The sequence below is a fragment of the Akkermansia sp. UNK.MGS-1 genome, assembly GCF_000980515.1.
In the GTDB taxonomy this organism is placed as follows: Bacteria; Verrucomicrobiota; Verrucomicrobiia; order Verrucomicrobiales; family Akkermansiaceae; genus Akkermansia; species Akkermansia muciniphila.
In genome coordinates, this window is sequence record NZ_LBCB01000012.1 from 91,865 (window position 1) to 110,131 (window position 18,267).

Annotated in this window: 17 protein-coding genes and 1 tRNA gene; 10 read left to right on the forward strand and 8 right to left on the reverse strand. The window is 55.0% G+C overall.

Annotation, left to right across the window (positions count from 1 at the left end; genetic code table 11):
* Positions 1 to 741 precede the first annotated feature (741 nt).
* Positions 742 to 1,716, forward strand: coding sequence for a uracil-DNA glycosylase (locus WW58_RS08025; RefSeq protein ID WP_046436769.1), 975 nt, complete (start codon positions 742 to 744; stop codon positions 1,714 to 1,716).
* A gap of 3 nt (positions 1,717 to 1,719) precedes the next feature.
* Positions 1,720 to 2,505 carry a hypothetical protein gene (locus WW58_RS08030; RefSeq protein WP_046436771.1) on the forward strand — a complete coding sequence of 262 codons (786 nt, stop codon included), beginning with the start codon at positions 1,720 to 1,722 and terminating at the stop codon, positions 2,503 to 2,505.
* 152 nt (positions 2,506 to 2,657) lie between these two features.
* Here WW58_RS08030 and WW58_RS08035 read toward each other — a convergent pair whose 3' ends face one another.
* From WW58_RS08035 to rpsN, 5 genes are all read right to left on the reverse strand, one after another.
* Positions 2,658 to 3,014 carry a YraN family protein gene (locus WW58_RS08035; protein WP_012419606.1) on the reverse strand — a complete coding sequence of 119 codons (357 nt, stop codon included), beginning with the start codon at positions 3,012 to 3,014 and terminating at the stop codon, positions 2,658 to 2,660.
* Between the two features lie 22 nt (positions 3,015 to 3,036).
* Positions 3,037 to 3,681: a ribonuclease HII gene (locus WW58_RS08040; protein WP_012419607.1), complete on the reverse strand. Its 645-nt coding sequence runs from the start codon at positions 3,679 to 3,681 to the stop codon at positions 3,037 to 3,039.
* Between the two features lie 4 nt (positions 3,682 to 3,685).
* Positions 3,686 to 5,098, reverse strand: coding sequence for a hemolysin family protein (locus tag WW58_RS08045; RefSeq protein ID WP_031930337.1), 1,413 nt, complete (start codon positions 5,096 to 5,098; stop codon positions 3,686 to 3,688).
* A gap of 58 nt (positions 5,099 to 5,156) precedes the next feature.
* Complete coding sequence (locus tag WW58_RS08050; RefSeq protein WP_012419609.1) at positions 5,157 to 5,417, reverse strand: FmdB family zinc ribbon protein; 261 nt, start codon at positions 5,415 to 5,417, stop codon at positions 5,157 to 5,159.
* A 72-nt stretch (positions 5,418 to 5,489) separates the two neighbouring features.
* Complete coding sequence (rpsN, locus tag WW58_RS08055; RefSeq protein WP_012419610.1) at positions 5,490 to 5,759, reverse strand: 30S ribosomal protein S14; 270 nt, start codon at positions 5,757 to 5,759, stop codon at positions 5,490 to 5,492.
* Positions 5,760 to 6,694: 935 nt separating this feature from the next.
* Here rpsN and WW58_RS08070 point away from each other — a divergent pair.
* The 8 genes from WW58_RS08070 to WW58_RS08110 all read left to right on the forward strand — a co-directional run bounded on the left by WW58_RS08070 (position 6,695) and on the right by WW58_RS08110 (position 16,623).
* A complete protein-coding gene (locus WW58_RS08070; protein ID WP_031930340.1) occupies positions 6,695 to 7,987 on the forward strand; it encodes an argininosuccinate synthase in 1,293 nt (430 codons plus the stop codon).
* Positions 7,988 to 8,088: 101 nt separating this feature from the next.
* Entirely contained in the window at positions 8,089 to 9,648 is a 1,560-nt protein-coding gene (locus WW58_RS08075; protein ID WP_046436775.1) for a sulfatase-like hydrolase/transferase, read from the forward strand.
* An 86-nt stretch (positions 9,649 to 9,734) separates the two neighbouring features.
* Positions 9,735 to 10,973, forward strand: coding sequence for an RsmB/NOP family class I SAM-dependent RNA methyltransferase (locus WW58_RS13315; RefSeq protein ID WP_102758738.1), 1,239 nt, complete (start codon positions 9,735 to 9,737; stop codon positions 10,971 to 10,973).
* 52 nt (positions 10,974 to 11,025) lie between these two features.
* Positions 11,026 to 11,790, forward strand: coding sequence for a triose-phosphate isomerase (gene tpiA / locus WW58_RS08085; RefSeq protein WP_046436777.1), 765 nt, complete (start codon positions 11,026 to 11,028; stop codon positions 11,788 to 11,790).
* Positions 11,791 to 11,937: 147 nt separating this feature from the next.
* Positions 11,938 to 12,621 (forward strand): type II secretion system protein, encoded by a 684-nt coding sequence (locus WW58_RS08090; protein ID WP_012419615.1) that lies wholly within the window; start codon positions 11,938 to 11,940, stop codon positions 12,619 to 12,621.
* A 130-nt stretch (positions 12,622 to 12,751) separates the two neighbouring features.
* Positions 12,752 to 13,363, forward strand: a complete 612-nt coding sequence (locus WW58_RS08095; protein WP_012419616.1) for a hypothetical protein — start codon at positions 12,752 to 12,754, stop codon at positions 13,361 to 13,363.
* 180 nt (positions 13,364 to 13,543) lie between these two features.
* Entirely contained in the window at positions 13,544 to 15,115 is a 1,572-nt protein-coding gene (locus WW58_RS13320) for a sulfatase-like hydrolase/transferase (protein WP_180975841.1), read from the forward strand.
* Between the two features lie 617 nt (positions 15,116 to 15,732).
* A complete protein-coding gene (locus WW58_RS08110) occupies positions 15,733 to 16,623 on the forward strand; it encodes a hypothetical protein (protein WP_046436784.1) in 891 nt (296 codons plus the stop codon).
* 242 nt (positions 16,624 to 16,865) lie between these two features.
* Here the strand turns inward: WW58_RS08110 and WW58_RS08115 are convergent.
* The 3 genes from WW58_RS08115 to WW58_RS08125 all read right to left on the reverse strand — a co-directional run bounded on the left by WW58_RS08115 (position 16,866) and on the right by WW58_RS08125 (position 18,247).
* Positions 16,866 to 16,941 (reverse strand) — tRNA-Lys (locus WW58_RS08115).
* A gap of 85 nt (positions 16,942 to 17,026) precedes the next feature.
* Complete coding sequence (locus WW58_RS08120) at positions 17,027 to 17,449, reverse strand: acyl-CoA thioesterase (protein WP_233425945.1); 423 nt, start codon at positions 17,447 to 17,449, stop codon at positions 17,027 to 17,029.
* A 48-nt stretch (positions 17,450 to 17,497) separates the two neighbouring features.
* Positions 17,498 to 18,247, reverse strand: coding sequence for a ComF family protein (locus WW58_RS08125; protein ID WP_164917384.1), 750 nt, complete (start codon positions 18,245 to 18,247; stop codon positions 17,498 to 17,500).
* Between the last annotated feature and the right edge of the window lie 20 nt (positions 18,248 to 18,267).

Genomic DNA, 18,267 nt, shown 5'->3' on the forward strand with positions numbered 1-18,267 from the left:
AGGAAAACCTATTAAGATAAATTACTAAAAATAAACAATATATAAAACATGCCGCATTTTTGTCATATCATGACAAATAATATACTTCCCGAAATACTTTTTTCTATCATAACACGACACACTTTTTTATTTTTATCATATTTCATTTATAATAAAAAATTTACACGCATGAAAAATACACAATCCCTCAAAAATATTCCCTGAAAAAAGTGTCAGGGGCTGTACTCCGCAAAGGCGTCATGAGCAAGAAAAACGCGTCTCCCGTTGAACGGATTTCCCTCTGCCGTTCAAGGTTCCACGCGAATCCTAATCGCCCCCTTGCCATATCTGCATTTTCACAGCCTTCCCATACAGCAGAATGAAGGGGTCAAGAAAAGACCGGAGAAGCTTCCTTTGTAAGGGAGAGCGGGAAAGGACGGATGTTATCAGGTAATATTCCCGCAGCAAAAACGGCCACGGGAAAAGACGCTCCAGCCCGGTTGAAAAAAACCTTCCCCTTGCCGCTGTCTTCTAAATTCTGGATAACGCTCATACCAGAAAAGCGTATCCAGCCGGGAAAAAAACTTTCCCCTCCGTTTAACGGCATCTAACGCGGGAAGGGAGCTCTTATGGAATTTTCTTCTTTCCCCTTCCCTTCCGGGCGGCCCTCCATAAGAGTCCCCGGCGTTTCACCCGGCAGACAGGCACATACCGAATGGACTGTTGCATCCATCCGGAAATAGATTACACTCCGGAACGAACATGTCCGCCGGCCTTCCCCAACACCTCACGCTGGATTATCTGCGCGCCCTGCTATCCCGGGGCGTGGAGAAAACCACCGTCACGGAGGAAGCCAGAATGGTCCTGAGAAAATGGGTCATGGACGCGCGCCGGATATCCGGAAGCCCCCTCCCCGCTTCCGTTTCCGCCAAGCCTGCCGCAAATGAAACACGGCCGAAACAGCCCACCCCGGAGCAGACGCCTCCAGATTCCGTGGATGAAGCATCCTTCGGCAATGAACTCCGGGATATCCTCAACGGAGTACAGCCGCACAGAACGGAGGAGGATGCTCCGGTACCCCGCCATATTTCCTTTGATCTGGAAGGTGAAACGGAGGAAGAAAAACTGTCCTCCCTGCGGGAGCTGGTCGTTAACTGGCCGCCGCTCCGGAACATGGATTCCTTGAGGGAAACGCCCGTGTTTTCCTCCGGCAATCCCAAGGCGGACATCATGATGGTAACGGACGCCCCCGGCCTGTATGAAGAAAAACAGGGGGTTCCCCTGGCCGGGCCTTCCGGACAAAAGCTGGACGCCATGCTGAAAGCCATGGGGCTTTCCCGTTCCGATATTTATCTGACCCATCTGGTCAAATACCGCCCGGCCCTCCCCCGGCAGCTTACCAATAACCGCCCGCCTACAGACCGGGAGATAGAAATTTCCCTGCCCATTCTCCGGGAGGAAATTATGCTGGTGCGCCCGAAAGTAGTGGTAGCCCTGGGAGCAATCTCCGCCCGAGGCATCCTCCAGTCAGGAGAGACGCCTCTTTCCGCCCTGAGAGGCACCTTCCACACAGCTTTCAACACGCCCGTGCGCGTTACTTATAATCCCAGTTATCTTCTCCGCACGGAAGATATTTCAGAAAAGCGAAAGGTTTGGGAGGATATGCTGTGTGTCATGGAACAGGCAGGTCTGCCCATCTCCGAAAAACAACGTTCCTACTTCCTGCCCAAAAAGTAATATATGGATTATTTAAACAGTATTCTGGAGCGCAAACGCGCCGATTTGAAAAAACTTCTTCCTCTGGAAGGAAAATTACGGGCCTCCGCCATCCAGCGGAATGATTACGCGGGATTCCGCACCGCGGCGGACCTTGGGGAAACCCGCCTCTCCGTAATTCCGGAGATATCCAGGGTACATCCCGCCCTCCGCCTCCGGGAAGCAGCCCAGGATATCCGGCACATGTACGGCATGTTCCTCCAGGGCGGAGCGCAGGGCATTTCCATCGCTGTGGAACCGGAAGTATACGGCGGGTCATGGGACATGGTTTCCACTGTTTCCAGAATCAGTTCCATTCCCGTCATGGCGCGCGACGTGTTCATTCATCCCGCCATGATCTGCCAGGCCATCGTCTCGGGGGCGGATGCCGTCAATCTGGTGACGGCCGCCCTGCCGGCAAAGGATTTGTCGGAGCTGTACCGCATGGCTTCCGGGCTGGGATTGGACGTGATGATGGAGGTCCATACCCTGAAGGAGCTTGAAACCGTCATGGACCTGGAAGCGGAATTCATCTGCATCAACAATGCAGACCCGCACACTCTCCAAGCCAATCCTGCAGTCACGGAGAAACTCATTGAAGAAATACCCGCCTCTGTCACTGTCCTGTCCGCAGGGGGCATCTGCACCGTGGAAGACGCGCGCCGCATGCTGGACGCAGGAGCCAATGGCGTCCTTCTCCAAGACGAACTTGCCCGCATGGATATTCCCCAGGATTTCATGGAGGCCATTCTGGCTCTCCGGGCGGACTGAGTTTCCACTCCCGCTATATTATAATAGAAAAACATCTGCATCCGCATGGGGAAATGCGGGGCTAAAGAGATTGTCCCGTCCGCTGCGGCAGGGCTTCGCGACCTGAGCTCCGTATCCGCCGCGTTTCCTTCCCGCCTTTCCCTGCCGTCTTTTCATGAAGCGGGCAAATCCTTCGCCCCGAATGCTCCGCGGATATGCCTGAATTCCGGAGGCATCCCTTCCCTGTACAGGACTTCCACAACATCGTAACGGGAATTCACCGGTTCCGGAAGCAGGCGAAGCCATTCCGCCGCTCCCCGGCGTATCAGCGCCCTTTTACGGGCATTCACAGCGCGGCGGGCACCTCCATAACCATTCCCCGTACGGGTTTTCACCTCCACAAAAACCAGACACTCCCCTTCCCGGCACACAATGTCCAGCTCTCCGCCTCTGACGGGACGCCAGTTTCTCCTCAGGATAACGCACCCTTCCGCACGCAGGAAGGAGGCCGCAGCCAGTTCCCCGTACATTCCCAGCCATGCCGTATCCCGCTTACCCCTGCTCAGGGATGGACAGTTCCATTTGTGAAACCGGCGCAAACGAGCGGCGATGGAGCGGACAGGGCCCATGCCGCCGCAGAGCTTCCATGTGGGCTTTTGTGCCATATCCTTTGTGTTTTGCAAAACCATACTGCGGGTAGGAGGCGTCCGCTTCCATCATCATGCGGTCCCTCGTCACCTTGGCCAGAACGCTGGCGGCGGCTATGGAAAGGCTCCTGCCGTCCCCCTTTACAATGGCGCGGTGCGGCACAGGAAGCCCCTTGACAGGCAATCCATCCACCAGGCAGAAATCTGCACGCAGGGCCAGACCTTCCACCGCACGCGCCATCGCCAGATGAGTGGCCCTCAAAATGTTGAACCGGTCTATTTCTTCCACGGAAGCCACTCCTACGGAACACACCGCCTGTTCACACTCCAAAAGAGCCAGAAACAGGCGTTCCCTTTTTGCTGCGGTCAACTGCTTGGAATCGTTCAAACCGGTTAACTCCTCCGCCAGAACAGGCAAAATAACGGCGCCGGCTACCACGGGACCGGCCAACGGCCCGCGCCCGGCCTCATCCACTCCAGCCACGCAAAGAAAACCGGAGGCCCGGGCCTCCATCTCAAAACTCATATCCGGATGCGGTTTTTCCTTCATGGCGCTATTCCTCCTCCTGTTCCTCCGGAAGGCGGGCCAGCAGAATCTGCGTGATTCTCCTGCCGTCAGACCCCGTCACCACAGCCCGGTAGCGGCCAATCCGCAATTCCTCCCCTTCTTCCGGAATATAACCCATCCGGCTGATTACGTAACCGCCCAGCGTAGTAACGCCCGGACAATCCAAATCCATTTCAGGCAGGTAATCTGCCAGGTCAAACAGGGTAATAGCCCCATTGACGGCATATGTATCCTTGCCGGTTTTCACAAACTCCCGCATTTCCTCCTGGTCAAACTCGTCCTGAATGTCATCCCCCACAATCTGTTCCAGCACATCATCCAGGAATACCAGGCCGATAGAATCACCGAATTCATCCACTACCAGGGCAAAGTGGGCATGTTCTTTCAGAAAGAACGTGAGAAGGCTGTCCAGGGGCATCGTATCCGGCACCACGCGCAATTCACGCCGCACGCTCCTCAGATCCGGATTTTCCCGTCCTACCAGTTTGAGCAGATCTTTGACATGCACCCAGCCTTTCACTTCATCCAGGTGGTCTCCCTCCACCAGCGGAAACCGGGTGTGGCGGGATTTCCGGGCAAGCTCCCAGTTTTCCTCAAAGGGAGCCGTCAAATCCATCACATCCACTTCAGAGCGCGGGGTCATTACGTCCTTGACGCACATATCGTTCAGTTCAAGGGCATTTTTGGAAATTTCAGCCTCCTGCTTCGTCAGCTCGCGGGAACGTTCGCTTTCTTCCACCAGATACATCAATTCATCCGTGCTGTGCACTGTGCACGCCGTGGAACGGGGGTCTATGCCCAGCAGGTATTTCAGCACAAACCGCGCCATTCCGCCCGTCAGGCCAAGAATACCCGTATATCTGAACACCGTATAAAAGAAATACAGCAGGGGAACCGTCGCCAGGGCGGCCTTGTCCGGCTGGCGCATCGCCATAGCCTTGGGGATAAACTCCCCAAATACCACCTGGCAGCAGGCAAAGAAAATAAATGTAACGGCCAGAGCGATTCCGTAAACGGAAACCATGCCTCCCAATCCCAGGGAGACCAGAAAGGGAGCTGTCAGTTCCGATACAAAAAACGTTCCCAGGAATCCCAACGCCAGGGAAGAAAGCGTAATGCCCGCCTGGCAGGCGGCCAAATAAAGATCAGGATGCTTGGCAGCCTTCCGCGCCCGGGCCAGTTTTTTCCGGGTTCGGGCCGGAACACCTTCCCCGGCGTGCAGCTGGCTTTCACGAACCTTCATCAAGGCGAACTCGCCTGCCGCAAAAAACGCATTCAACAACAAAAAAAGGATAAAGCCGGCAACTGCCAGCATCATCCCACCCAGCGCCGGGCCTGCACCGGGCGCTTCAGCGGCCCCGAAGGCCGCAAGAATACTCAGAGGATCCGGATCATTCATTCTGATTCAAATAATATATTCGGAGAAGAAGGCAGAGATATTGCCCGGCACTTTGTCATCACAGTTTTTCATAAACGCCCTTGTCCCGGCGCTCCAGCACGGTGAATCCGGCAGCCTTGGCGTCTGAAACGGAAAGAGGCTTGGTCACCTCCGGCACATTAATGCGGCTGATGACCTTACGCACGGGATGCTTGCACACCAGGCATTTTTCAAGCGGAGCACGGTCCACGGGACGCCTCAACTCAAAACCGCGGCGGCACACCGGACAGGACTGTCCGGGGTCGTCAGGGTTTTCAGAAATATACTCGTATATGGGCATAGCAAAACGCTAGGCTAAATAAAAATCAGCCTAGCGTCAAAATCTTTATAAGGCTGCAACCTTTTCCTGTCCTTACCAGCTGGACTTGGTCACACCGGGAATCATGCCGGCATTGGCCAGTTCACGGAAGGAAATACGGGAAAGCTTGAAACGGCGGATAAATGCACGGCGGCGGCCGGAAACAAGGCAGCGGTTGACCGTACGGGTCGGGCTTGCATTGCGGGGCAGCATGGTTAAACCGATATAATCCTTCTCAGCCTTCAATTGCGCACGCAGTTCTGCATAGCGCTTGACGGTTTCAGCCTTTTTCTTGTCTCTTGCGATCCAGCTCTTCTTAGCCATAAGTTCGGCGGAATAAGTAGAGGGACGGGGATGAAAAATCAAGCGCTTTTTTTCGATTTTATCAAATTCAAGCCGTTTTCAATGTCATCCGACCTTTCCGGCGGTCTTTGCGCATGGAATTGAATACCTGTTTCTTTCACAAACATATCGCGTGAGGAGGCATCCGGAACATTCGCAACAGGATGGAAGAAGCTAATTTATTTAACTCTTCCTAACCATTATCTCCAACACCCCAGGAAACATATTTGAAAGAAGTTCATGCAAAATACCCCGCTCCCAGGGCTCGGAGGACATTTTCTGAAAATTTTTCTAGAAATATTCCGGCATGAAAACGGCGATCGGGCAGGGAAGCTCCGTCGTAAAAAACGGCCCTTATCTCCGTCCCTGCAGTAAATATTGAAGAAAAAAGACATGGGGAGTTCTGCCTACACGCACCGCCTGTTTCAGATCCATTGCGCAATCAAATTCATCATCAGGGAGGACAGGACCGGGAACTGCACCATTTACGCAGACTGGCGGCGGAACCGTTCACCGGACAGGCTTCAGCTGGGAATTTCCGTGAGAGTATGCAAAAAGAACGCAAGATATGGCTATCTTTATATAGGAAAGCGGCTGTTTCACTCCTGTTCCGGATGATGGCCGAAGATTGCCGGATTCATGAACGGAAACCGGAAAGGGCCGACATTTTCAGCATTTTGTACGGAGTGCCGTTTTCCAATGGGTTCCAGTAAAAATCCCGAGTAAATTCCGGAAAAAGCTGTGGAAGAAATGAGCGTTGCTTTCCCCGGTAAGGCCGGTTCATCTCCGCTTGGAACCGTTTCATCAAAGCAGTCTCCGGCGGTTCCGGGAAAAAGCCCGCGGCGAAACATGATTTTGTCCTTTCCTCCGGGGGGGGAATGGGGCATCATGCCGCCGCACACTAATCATTGACGTACATGAAAATCGTAGTTGCATACTCTGGCGGCCTTGACACCTCCGTTCTTCTGAAGTGGCTCAAGGAAAAATATAATGCCGAAATCATCGCCTACTGCGCAGACGTAGGCCAGGCGGAAGAACTGGACGGACTGGAAGCCAAAGCCCTGGCGACGGGCGCCTCCAAGTGCTTCATCGGCGACCTCAAGGAAGACTTCGCCACCAACTACATCTTCCCGATGATGCAGGCCAATGCCCTTTACGAAGGCCGCTACCTGCTGGGAACCTCCATCGCCCGCCCCTGCATTTCCAAAGACATGGTGGATCTGGCCATCCGGGAAGGCGCGGACGCCATCGCCCACGGCGCCACCGGCAAGGGGAACGACCAGGTACGCTTTGAACTGGCCGTCAATGCCCTGGCCCCGAACATCAAGGTCATCGCCCCGTGGCGCGATCCCGAATTCCGCCAGCAGTTCCCGGGCCGCACGGAAATGATCGCCTACGCGGAATCCCACGGCATCCCGATCCGGCAGTCTCTGAAAAAGCCTTATTCCATGGACCGCAACCTGCTTCACATTTCCTTTGAAGCCGGGATGCTGGAAGATACCTGGTACGACGGCACCACCCCCGCCGACCGTGAAATGTACAAGCTTTCCGTTTCCCCGGAAGACGCTCCGGACCAGGCCGAATACATCCAGCTCCTGTATGAAAAGGGCAATGTCATCGGCATCCAGTACGATGGTCTCGACGTTCTGCTGAAAGAACTGGGCGTCACCCCGAAAGGAGAACGCGACGGGTATACCCTGCTCAGCCCCCTGGGCGTCATGTACGTGCTGAACGCCCTGGGCGGCAAGCATGGCATCGGCCGCGTGGATATCGTAGAAAACCGCTTTGTGGGCATGAAGAGCCGCGGCATTTATGAAACTCCCGGCGGCACCATCCTGCTGGCGGCCCACCGCGATATTGAAACAATTACAATTGACCGGGAAGTGCAAAAGGTGCGCGACTCCCTCATCCCGGAATACGCTACGCTGGTTTACAACGGCTTCTGGTTTGCACCGGAACGCGAGGCCATCCAGGCCCTGGTAACCAAATCCCAGGAAACCGTCAACGGGGAAGTACGCCTGAAGCTTTACAAGGGCAACGTCATGTACGCCGGACGCCGTTCCCCGCAGTCCCTGTATTCCGAAGAAATCGCCACGATGGAAGGCGGCCACGAGGAACTGTACAACCAGAACGACGCGGAAGGGTTCATCCACCTCAACGGATTGCGCCTGAAGCAATTCAGCCGTGTCAACAAACCCTACGGCAATTAAGCGCCCGTAACGGTACCACTCTTTATCAAACCGTCCGGAAAAGGTATTCCGGACGGTTTTTTCTTTGCAATAACCTTTTCTTTTCCTGCGTAGTGACCGTTATGGGATTTCTTTCACACGCATTTCTGGCGGCTGCATTTTCGCTCTCTCCGTTTTTGGCATCCGCCGCGGCCTTCAAACCCAATATCATTTTTATTTATGCGGATGACCTGGGCATGGGCATGCTGGGCTGCTATGGCCAGGAAATCGTGAAAACACCCAATATCGACCGCCTGGCCAGCCAGGGCATCATGTTCACCCGGTGCTACAGCAGCCAATATTGCTGCCCGGCGCGCGCTTCCCTGCTTATGGGCGTGCACGACAGCCACTCCCATTCCTACACCCAGACAGCGGGAGCCCTGGTCATCACGGCGGAACGGGAAGGCTGGTCCAATGAGCAACTGGAAGAGAAAGCGGCACGGGCAGTACGCATCAAGGCCGCCGAGGGAGAAGTGTTCCTCCCGGAATTGCTGAAAAAGGCCGGATACGTCACGGGACAGTTCGGCAAGCTGGAATGGGGATTCACCACATGGCACGGAGAATTGAAAAGACACGGCTGGGACCGCTATGTAGGGTACATGGACCATCAGAGGGCCCATGGCTTTTATCCCTCCTTCCTCTGGAAAGACGGCGAACGCCTCCCCCTGAAAGGCAACACCCATGCCGACGGAGGCAAAACTCCGGAAGACTACAGTCCGGGAGCCACAGAAAAACGAAGAGGCAACAGGGAAGGCAAAGTCACCTACGCTCCGGACGTGATGCTGGCGGAAACCCTTCGTTTCATGGAGGAAAACCGGAACAGGCCCATGTTTATCTTTTTTTCCACCAACCTTCCCCACGGCCCGGTAGATATTCCTCCGGAAGAAAACACGTACGCGGGCTCCCCTGCCATCCGCCAGGCCTATGGCAATGCCAGCGGAACCAACAGGGAATGCTCCGGAGCGGCAGAAGAATACGCTTCCATGGTGGACAAGCTGGACAGGCAGGTCGGAGCCATCGTGGACCAGGTGCGCAAGCTGGGCCTGGACAAGCGCACCATTATCATTTTCAGTTCCGACAACGGGCATGAACTTTACTACCGTACGGATAAAGGCCGCGGCCGCGGGCCCGACTGCCACGGAGGCGTCCTAGACGGCACCGGGGAACTGCTGGATGTTTTCCGCGGCAGCCGCGGCCGCGTTGGGCCAAACAACGCCATGGCCAATCTGGCCGGCCTGAAATGGACCAGCCATGAAGGGGGCATCCGCGTTCCCCTTATCATTTCCTGGCCCGGCACGCTGCCCCATGGAAAGGTCTGCCACAGCCTGGTGGCCAATTACGACCATATGGCCTCTTTCGCCGATCTTGCGGGGATCCGCATGCCGGAAGGCAAAGATGCCGTTTCCTATATGGATATACTGTCCGGCAACTCCTCCAGGCAGCGCGATTATGTAGTCGTGGATCACACCGTCATCACGGGAGACGGCTGGAAGCTTACGCAAAAACAAAATAAACCGTTCCTCTTTCACATAGGCAGGGATCCTGAAGAAAGGAATAATCTTGCGGGAACAAGGAAAGACCAGCTGGAAAAACTCCGGGCCATTTACAGGAAGGAAGTGGGCAGCCCCAGAAAAGACAGGTGAAAACCGGAACCGATCCGGCGTCCCCCTTTTTCCGCCGGGCGTTTTTGCAGGTTGAAACCTGAACGTTCCGCATGTAGAGTTCCCCGGTGAAGAACAATCCCCCCTCCCCCCGCCAGACAGCACTGAATTGCCTGAGGAGCTGGCATGCAGGCCGCTCCTTTGCGGAAACCCTCGTGGACCGGGAATGTTCACGAGCTGCGCTTCCACCGGCAGACAGGCATCTGGTGCAGGCTTTGGTCTTCAGCGTATTGCGCAACCAGACCTGGCTTGACCACGTCATCGGAACCCTCCGGAAAGGCAAGCTGGACGTGGAAGCGCGTCTTATTCTCCAACTGGGGTTGAGCCAGCTTTTCCTGCTGGGCATGGCGGACCACGCCGCTGTGTATGAAACCGTGAATCTCGCGTCCGTACGCCTGAGAGGACTGGTAAACGCTATCCTGCGCAACGCTTTGCGGCGGGAGAAAACCATTCTGGAGGACCGGGAAAAACTTCCGCTTTCCATTCATTATTCCACCCCCGCATGGCTGGTACAGAGATGGACGGAACAAATGGGGCCGCAAATGACCCGCGACCTGCTCCGCTGGAACAATACCACACCGCGCCTGTATGTGCGCGCCAATCCTTTGATACCCATGAAAAATATTCCGGCCTCCCTCGCACCGCTGGACCGCGCGCCCGGCTGGTTCTCCGTGGAAGGCCTTCTGCCGCTGGAGGAAATTAAAACAGGCTCCCTTTACGTGGCGGACCCTTCCACCCGTTATTCCATTGATTTGCTAGCCCCCCAGCCCGGAGAGGAGATTCTGGACGCCTGCGCCGCCCCCGGCGGCAAATCCGCAGCCATCATCGCCGCTACCGGAGGCAAAGCCCGCCTGACCGCCACGGATCTCCACAAACACCGGCTGCCCATCCTGAAGGAAAACCTGGACAGGCAGGGATCCCCCTTCGTCAGGACGGCGCAGGCGGACTGGTCCCTTCCCTGCCGCACGGAATGGAAGGGCCGCTTTGACGCCGTGCTTCTGGACGTTCCCTGTTCCAACACCGGAGTCATCCAACGCCGCGTGGACGTGCGCTGGCGCCTGACTCCGGAGGAAATCCGTCGCCTGGCCGCACTCCAGAAGACCATCCTGGAAAATGCCTCCCGCGCCGTCAAACCGGGCGGCAGACTGGTTTATTCCACCTGTTCCATTGACGCGGAGGAAGACGGACTGCTGGTCAGGGACTTTTTGCAGAACCATCCGGAATGGACGCTGAAAGAAGAAAAACTTATCCTTCCCCACGAGGAAAAATCGGACGGCGCGTATGCGGCCCTTTTGATCTGTGCTTGACCTCAGCTTCAATTTGTCAACAATGCGTGTTCCTGATTAATATCATTCCATTATGTCCCGCAAACCCATCATTGCCGCCAACTGGAAGATGAACATCGGCCCCGCCGAAGGCGCCCAGTTCATCGAAAGCTTCAAAAACCTCATTAAGGGGAAAGACGTCGCGTGTGACGTGGTCATCATCCCTCCCTTCACCACCATTCCCTCCGTGCAGAACGCTCTGGGCGGTTGCTCCTGCATCACCGCCGGAGCCCAGAACGTCTCCCAGTACGACAACGGAGCTTATACCGGTGAAATCTCCACCAGCATGCTGAATGAACTGAACCTCAAGTATGTGGTGCTCGGCCACAGCGAACGCCGCCAATATTTCGGAGAAACGGATGCCATTATCAACTCCAAAATCAAGAAGGCCATCGCCGCAGGCATCACCCCCATTTTCTGCATCGGAGAAACGAAGGACGAACGCCTGGGGGGCATTTTGGAACCCGTGCTGGAAATCCAGCTCAAGGGCGGCCTCAAGGATCTCACCCCGGAGGAGGTATCCAACCTGGTCATCGCCTATGAACCCGTCTGGGCCATTGGCACCGGCCTGACCGCAACTTCCAAGGAAGCCCAGGAAGCCCATTCCTTTATCCGCAAGGTTATTTCCGACGTCTTCGGAGCAGACGCCGCCGCCAAGGTGCGCATCCAGTACGGCGGCTCCGTAAAACCGGAAAACGTGGAGGAACTCATGGCCCAGCCGGACATTGACGGGGCTCTGGTTGGCGGCGCTTCCCTGAAGCCGGAATCCTTCGCTGCTCTGGTAACTTCCGCCAAATAAGTGGAATCCGGCTCCACCCTTTCTACAGGCCGGTCCTTCACGGGACCGGCCTTTTTCATCTCCGGAGCACCGGCCTCGCTCTTTTCACCCAAGAGCGCAGTTTCTGCCTTTTCAAGCAGCCTAAATCGTGCATAATGGCGGGAAATCATGAAAACCCGCTTACTTACCCCACGCAGCAAAGGTTTCACACTCATTGAAGTTCTCGTAGTCATCGCCATCATTGCCCTGCTGGCAGGCGTCTCCTACAGCATTTATTCCCATGCCACGGAAACGGCAGCCAGAACGCGCTGTACGGACAACCTGCGCCGCATTAGCGACTGGGGCAAGGAATTCGCAGGCCAGAACGGCGGAAAACTGCCCTCCAGCGGCATGAAAGACAGCCTCCTGAGCGCCAGGGAATGCCGGAACTGGTGGGACGCCCTGGCGCCCATCGTTAATGCGGAACAACCCGACCTGATCGCCCGGAACGCCAAGGAACCCAACATGCTCCCGGACACGTTCCGCTGCAAAAACGACAAGCGTCCGGAAATCCTCGGAGCGGAGGATGCCAACCTTCCCGCCGGGCCGGACACCATTTCCTACACCAGCTGGCTGGACAACCGGAAGGGGCGTCCTATGAATGTGGCGCGCGGCCAGGCCCTGCGGGGCAAACCCTGGATCAGCGACGGCATCCCGATTGACGGGCGCAGCGTCATCACGGAACAGGATTTTGAGGAAATCGTAGTCCCGGCCCTTGAACGCCACCAGGGAGGAATCATGGTGCTTTATGCGGACGGGAAAATATCCCCCGTTGAGGACCCTACGCTTAACAAAGTCACCCAAGGTTCCTGAACCCCTTGTTTCTCCGCCCGGCGCGGGCGGGAAGCTGCCGGACCATTGCCGGCAATCCAGTGGAATTTTCTTCCTACTCCCACTGATTCGCCTTTACGAAACCGGGATAATCATTAAGGTTAGCGTCCAGATGAACCAGCATGCTCCCTTCCTGCATCCGTACGATGGAATGATACCACTGTCTGTGGCGGGGTATATCCTGGGAACCGTTCTGTTGCTGGTCCACCTGTATGCGCTGGTAAAAAGGCAGCAGGTGCAGGCTTTTCTGCTGGCGTCTCCGCGCAACCACCTGCTGGCTCAGATTCTGCTGGCCGGCGGCCTGTTCTGGTTCTTTCTGCTGGTGGCTCCCGAAGGATTGGGCGTGCTGAGCCGCTTTCGGGTGGGGCTGGCGGAATTTGAAGGTATCCGCTGGCTGCTCCAGCTGGCATGCCCCGTCTTTCTGGTGCTGATGGTCACGCAGGTGAAAAACCTGCTCTTTCCACGGGCGCTGGGCATCTTCGGCCTGATGGTGGCAGCTCCCCTGCTCAGTGCCGCCTTCCTTCAGGAGCCAGTGACCAGGCTCCTTATTCCCATCTGGTGTTACATCGTCATTTTCCTTTCGATTCTCTGGATAGGCAAGCCCTACCTGTACCGCGACATGGTCAATAAAATATGCTCCAAACCTGCTTGGTGGACGCCTCTTTGCCTGGGAGGAATGGCCTATGGAGCCGCCATTCTGCTTTGCGCCATCCTATGGTGGTAGGGAGGCCGCCTCTTCCGGCACCGCTTCATCACGCAGAAAAGACATTCAGCCGCAGGAGAAGGCCTCCGGCAAAAACAGGCATACGCAGGACGGATCTTTCCGGAACGGCCTGTTTTTTCCTCCTGCTGCAAGAATCAATAGCGGTTCCGCTTATTATATATGATATTCCATATTCCTTTCATGTGCTCTACCCTGCGTTCCTCCATCATGTCCAGCATAGCCTTCTGGTTGCTTACCCTTGTCCCTTCACTGGCGGACAGGCCTAATATCGTCCTTATCCTGGCTGATGACATGGGATGGTCCGACCCGGGCTGCTACGGTTCGGAAATACCCACTCCTGCCCTGGATACCCTGGCCAGACAGGGGATGCTGGCAACCCGGCTCTACACCGCTTCCCGCTGTTCACCCTCCCGGGCCTCCATCATGACCGGCGGCGAACCTCACAAGGTGGACGTAGGGCTCCTGGATGACGACAGCGGGCGCCCCGGCTACCGCGGACGCCTGAACCCGGGTATCCCCACCCTGCCGGAACTTCTGAAAAAAGCGGGATACCGTACCTATCTTTCCGGGAAATGGCATCTTGGAAAAGTTCGGGGATCCTACCCATGGGACCGCGGCTTTGACCGTTCCCGCGGTTTGCTGGGTGGAGCGGCAGATTACTACAGGCCCATGCCGGACAGACCCTTCGGTGAAAACGGGAAACTGCTCCGTCCGGAGGATCTGCCGGAGGATTTCTACATGACGGACGATATCACCAAAACGGCTCTGGCCTATATTGACGATGCCGTCAAAAGCAGGCAGCCCTTCTTCCTTTACGTGGCTTATACGGCTCCGCATACACCCCTCCAGGCCCCCCGGAGGGAAATAGAAAAAATGCTCCCGTTCTACAACGGCAAATCCCCCCATGCCATTGCTTCCAAAAGACTGGAAAAACAAAAGCTGCTGGGAATCGTCCCTCCTGCCGCCAAACTGGGCATGGCCGGTAAATTCAATCCAGAAGGCTATGAAAAAACTTCCGCAAAGCGGAAGGATTATATTGCCGAATGCATGGCCACCTACGCCGCCCAAATCGTTATCATGGACCGCGGCATAGGCCGCATTCTCGCGTCCCTGGAACGTCACCGCCTCAGTGACAATACCATCGTCATGTTTTTATCAGACAATGGCGCAACAGCGGAAATGCCCCAGAACAATAAAAACAAGAAGACTACCCTCCCCACAGGCCCGCTGGGAGAAGTCGGATGCAAGGACGGATACGGCCCCATGTGGGCGGCTGTGTCCAATACCCCTTACCGCCAGTATAAAATAGAAACCTTTGACGGAGGGCTGTCCGCCCCCTTCATCATTCGCTACCCTTCCAAAATACGTCCGGAATCGCGCTACCACTCGCCTTTCCTGCTCCAGGACATCGCCCCAACCTGCCTTGCGTGGGCCGCTCTCCCAATTCCGGCCCATATGGACAGCAAGCCGCTCAACACCTACTGGAATAATCCTCCGAAACTTCCTCCGTCCAAGGTGTGGGACTTCATTCCCAATACCTGCCCTCCCCGCACTATCTTCTGGGAACATCAGAGAAACCGGGCGGCCCTGACAAGTCAATTCAAGCTGGTGGCCCCCAACCGAGGCCCCTGGCAGGTGTACGACATCAGGGACAGGACGGAACAGAAAAATCTGGCATCCAGGCACCAGACGCTTGTAGAACAATTGTCCGCGCAGTACAGGAAATGGGCGGCGGAAAACCATGCCGAATGACACGGCACGGCAGGAAAATGGGCATACGCGCCCTAAACGTTTCTATGGGAATCCCCTTCCGGAAGAAAATTCTGATTTCCGTTTCCTCAAGTAACGGAAAACGGCACGTGATTCACCGGGAAAGAAAAAGCAGGGAATAACAGTTATTCCCGTCCGCGGCAACATTCCTGCCTCCCGGGCATTCCGGGAACCATTCATTATTTTCACACTCCTTGCCATCCTTTCCCATGAAGGGGAATTGCATAAAAATCCGCTTCTTCATTCGGATTTTTCCTATGCCCTATTTTTTGCCCTGTAATCAAAAATAATTCCTTTATAAGGTTAAAACTAGACAAAACACCGCTGTTTACCAAATCATTTCCCAAAAGGAAAATTCTTCTTTTTTCCTAACAATTATTGGAATAAAAGAATCCTTATCATTCAAAGAAATACCGTATTAGAATACTTCTAAATTAGCAAAAAACTCATTGATTGTAAATAAACTTAATTTAAAATGCCATAAGAAAAAACCTTTCTGCACCTTACCTCCGTTCTGTACTGCCGTCACACCAGATATGGAATATTTTTGATAATCAATTCATAACACACCTTTAACAAAACTTGCACAGCGTCTTTTTATGTTCAAAGAGCCCTCTTTCCTCAAAAAAGCAAATCTGTTCCAGCCTATTCTGGTTGTCGTGATCTCCATCATCGGGGGAACTCCCATGGAAGGAGCCAATACGGGGAAAATAGTCCTTTTGATCATTCTGGGCGCCGCTTTCATTGTATGGCATGTGGAATACCAGAGACTGCTCAACAGAAACCGGGAAACCAGGGAACATGCCTGCGCCCTGAAAAACCGCAGTGCGGCTCCTTACAAAAAAACTTACGCCGCCCTGAGCGGAGAATACGAAAACTTCGCCAATAAACTGAATGGAGAAAGTTGCCGGGAGGCAAAAACGGACGGTTCAAGGGGGACGACGGAAAGCTTCAACGGAGCCTGCCTGTTCCTGTGCTCCACCATTGCCGCTGCGCTGGCTGAATATAAAAACTCCCTTGTCTTTGAAGTGCTTTATATTCAGGCAGAGCGGAGGAAAGACCAAACCTTGCTGCACGTTACAGGCTACGCACAGGGAGAACACAATAACGACACCCCTTCCCTGCTGGCACAGCCTCCGCGGCCCGTAACGAAAACACCCGCCATGCTGGATGAACAATTATTCGCGGAACGCCACCTCAGCCCCCTGGTTCTTTCCAGCCCGGAAGAAGTGCAGCGCAGCTTTTTCCGGAAGCGCAACCAGCCTCCGGAGGAAAAATACATGCAGTATCTGGCCATTCCCGTCCTGAGCAAGAGAAATGAAATCATCGGGCTTATCGAAATCGCCGTTAAAAAAAATCCGTTCATTTCGCCCGTCACCATGCTGGAAGCCCATGAATTGGCCGACGTTAAATCATGGTTGTACCATTTAAAGGACCATTTCCTGTTGTTTCATGAAATAGAACGCGCCGTCCGGGATGGATTCCCATGACGGCAGTACGGACAGAATAGCCTGCTACGCCCAACGCCATATCCCTTAAAAATTTCCTGGGATATATATATTCCAGCCTATTTACAATCAACTACTTCCATCTTTTTAACCAGAACGGTTACCGCCATATAATGCTATTAACCTGTAAGTGAAACAGATAGCACTTGGGCCATTTTCTGCATCTGAAACAAGAAAGAGAAAACCCTGTAAACTATTGAGTCCACAGGGTTTCAAAAAAGGAATGGTACTTGGACCGGGACTCGAACCCGGGACCAATAGATTAAAAGTCTACTGCTCTACCAACTGAGCTACCCAAGCACTTACCCTTGCTGGAAGGGCGCAAGCAGTAAACACCACCCCCCCTTTCATGGCAAGCGTAAAATGGAAGATGGACAAAAAAAGATCAGGATTCCATGCATTCCAGCCATCTCGCACGCCATTCGGCAGGAATACGCACAGGACGCCCCTGCGGCATCTGGACCAGGGCTAGCTGCTGATGAGCCCTGACCAGAAGATCATTATTGGAAGCGCGCCTCATTTCAAAATCGCACCAGAAGCGGGCCCGGTCCACGGATTGAAGCCATCCCGTCGTCAAAATGGTGTCTCCCAGAACGGCCGGACGCACATAGTCAATCTCATGGCGCACCACTACGGCAAACTGCTGCAAATCGCTCATGGTTTTGTAATCCATTCCCAATTTAGCGCCAAGTTTGGTACGGCAGGCCTCAATCATGCGCAAATAGGCCAGGTTATGAACCACCCCGCCGCAGTCCGTATCATAAAACATGACTTCATCTTCCGTATGAAACATCAGCTCCGGATTCATGCCTGCCATTGTAAAAAGGAAACAGGCGGGCTGAAAGAAAATTCCGGTTCAGCCGCGCCATGCATGATGCGTCCGCGCCAGCGTCAGCACGCAGACGGAAGCAGCCCCGGAGCGGAGGAGCAGACGGGCGCAGGAGTCTGCCGTGGCTCCGGTCGTAAAAACATCATCCACCAGCAGCACATCCCTGCCCCTGACGGGGCTGCGTTTCATCCTTTTTTCATCCGCCGCATAAATTTTACGGGCATGTCTGAGCCGCTGCTCCCGCGACAAGCTGGCCTGGGGAAGCGTATCCGGCAGGCGTTTCAGCACGCCGGCATACGGCCAGCCCAGTTCCTCTCCCAGCAGAACCGCCAGTTCCTGCGCCTGGTTGTACCCCCTTCGAGCCTGTTTGCCGCAGTGCATGGGCACGGGAACGATCAGGCGTTTTTTCCCGCCGAACCAGTGAGGATTTCCACGCACTGCCTCTGCCATCATCTGCGCGAAGGAGCCGGCCAGATGAACGGCTCCCCCATATTTGAAAGCCAGCAGAAGATCCCGCAATGATCCCGTATTCACATACACGGCACGGGCTTCCTCAAAAGAGGGGAGAGCTACCGCGCAGCGACGGCATAATCCGGACGGGATGAAGGAACCCTCCGCCGGTTCCCCGCAGACGGCACAGAAGGGAGGCTCGACAGGCACGAAACTTCCGCGGCAGTCCGGGCAAACATGGCAGCCATCCAGGCCGCCGCGGCCGCATAACTCGCAGACAAAAGGATACACCCAGGAAAGCCATTCCCTGACAACCGACCTCAGCATTCCCCGCACGGCAGAAAGTT

Bases quoted from the DNA above. Each gene is read 5' to 3' on its own strand.
- WW58_RS08025 (WP_046436769.1), top strand. From the start codon at position 742: ATGTCCGCCGGCCTTCCCCAACACCTCACGCTGGATTATCTGCGCGCC.
- WW58_RS08030 (WP_046436771.1), top strand. From the start codon at position 1,720: ATGGATTATTTAAACAGTATTCTGGAGCGCAAACGCGCCGATTTGAAA.
- WW58_RS08035 (WP_012419606.1), bottom strand. From the start codon at position 3,014: ATGTACGGGGAACTGGCTGCGGCCTCCTTCCTGCGTGCGGAAGGGTGC.
- WW58_RS08040 (WP_012419607.1), bottom strand. From the start codon at position 3,681: ATGAAGGAAAAACCGCATCCGGATATGAGTTTTGAGATGGAGGCCCGG.
- WW58_RS08045 (WP_031930337.1), bottom strand. From the start codon at position 5,098: ATGAATGATCCGGATCCTCTGAGTATTCTTGCGGCCTTCGGGGCCGCT.
- WW58_RS08050 (WP_012419609.1), bottom strand. From the start codon at position 5,417: ATGCCCATATACGAGTATATTTCTGAAAACCCTGACGACCCCGGACAG.
- rpsN (WP_012419610.1), bottom strand. From the start codon at position 5,759: ATGGCTAAGAAGAGCTGGATCGCAAGAGACAAGAAAAAGGCTGAAACC.
- WW58_RS08070 (WP_031930340.1), top strand. From the start codon at position 6,695: ATGAAAATCGTAGTTGCATACTCTGGCGGCCTTGACACCTCCGTTCTT.
- WW58_RS08075 (WP_046436775.1), top strand. From the start codon at position 8,089: ATGGGATTTCTTTCACACGCATTTCTGGCGGCTGCATTTTCGCTCTCT.
- tpiA (WP_046436777.1), top strand. From the start codon at position 11,026: ATGTCCCGCAAACCCATCATTGCCGCCAACTGGAAGATGAACATCGGC.
- WW58_RS08090 (WP_012419615.1), top strand. From the start codon at position 11,938: ATGAAAACCCGCTTACTTACCCCACGCAGCAAAGGTTTCACACTCATT.
- WW58_RS08095 (WP_012419616.1), top strand. From the start codon at position 12,752: ATGAACCAGCATGCTCCCTTCCTGCATCCGTACGATGGAATGATACCA.
- WW58_RS13320 (WP_180975841.1), top strand. From the start codon at position 13,544: ATGTGCTCTACCCTGCGTTCCTCCATCATGTCCAGCATAGCCTTCTGG.
- WW58_RS08110 (WP_046436784.1), top strand. From the start codon at position 15,733: ATGTTCAAAGAGCCCTCTTTCCTCAAAAAAGCAAATCTGTTCCAGCCT.
- WW58_RS08120 (WP_233425945.1), bottom strand. From the start codon at position 17,449: ATGAATCCGGAGCTGATGTTTCATACGGAAGATGAAGTCATGTTTTAT.
- WW58_RS08125 (WP_164917384.1), bottom strand. From the start codon at position 18,247: ATGCTGAGGTCGGTTGTCAGGGAATGGCTTTCCTGGGTGTATCCTTTT.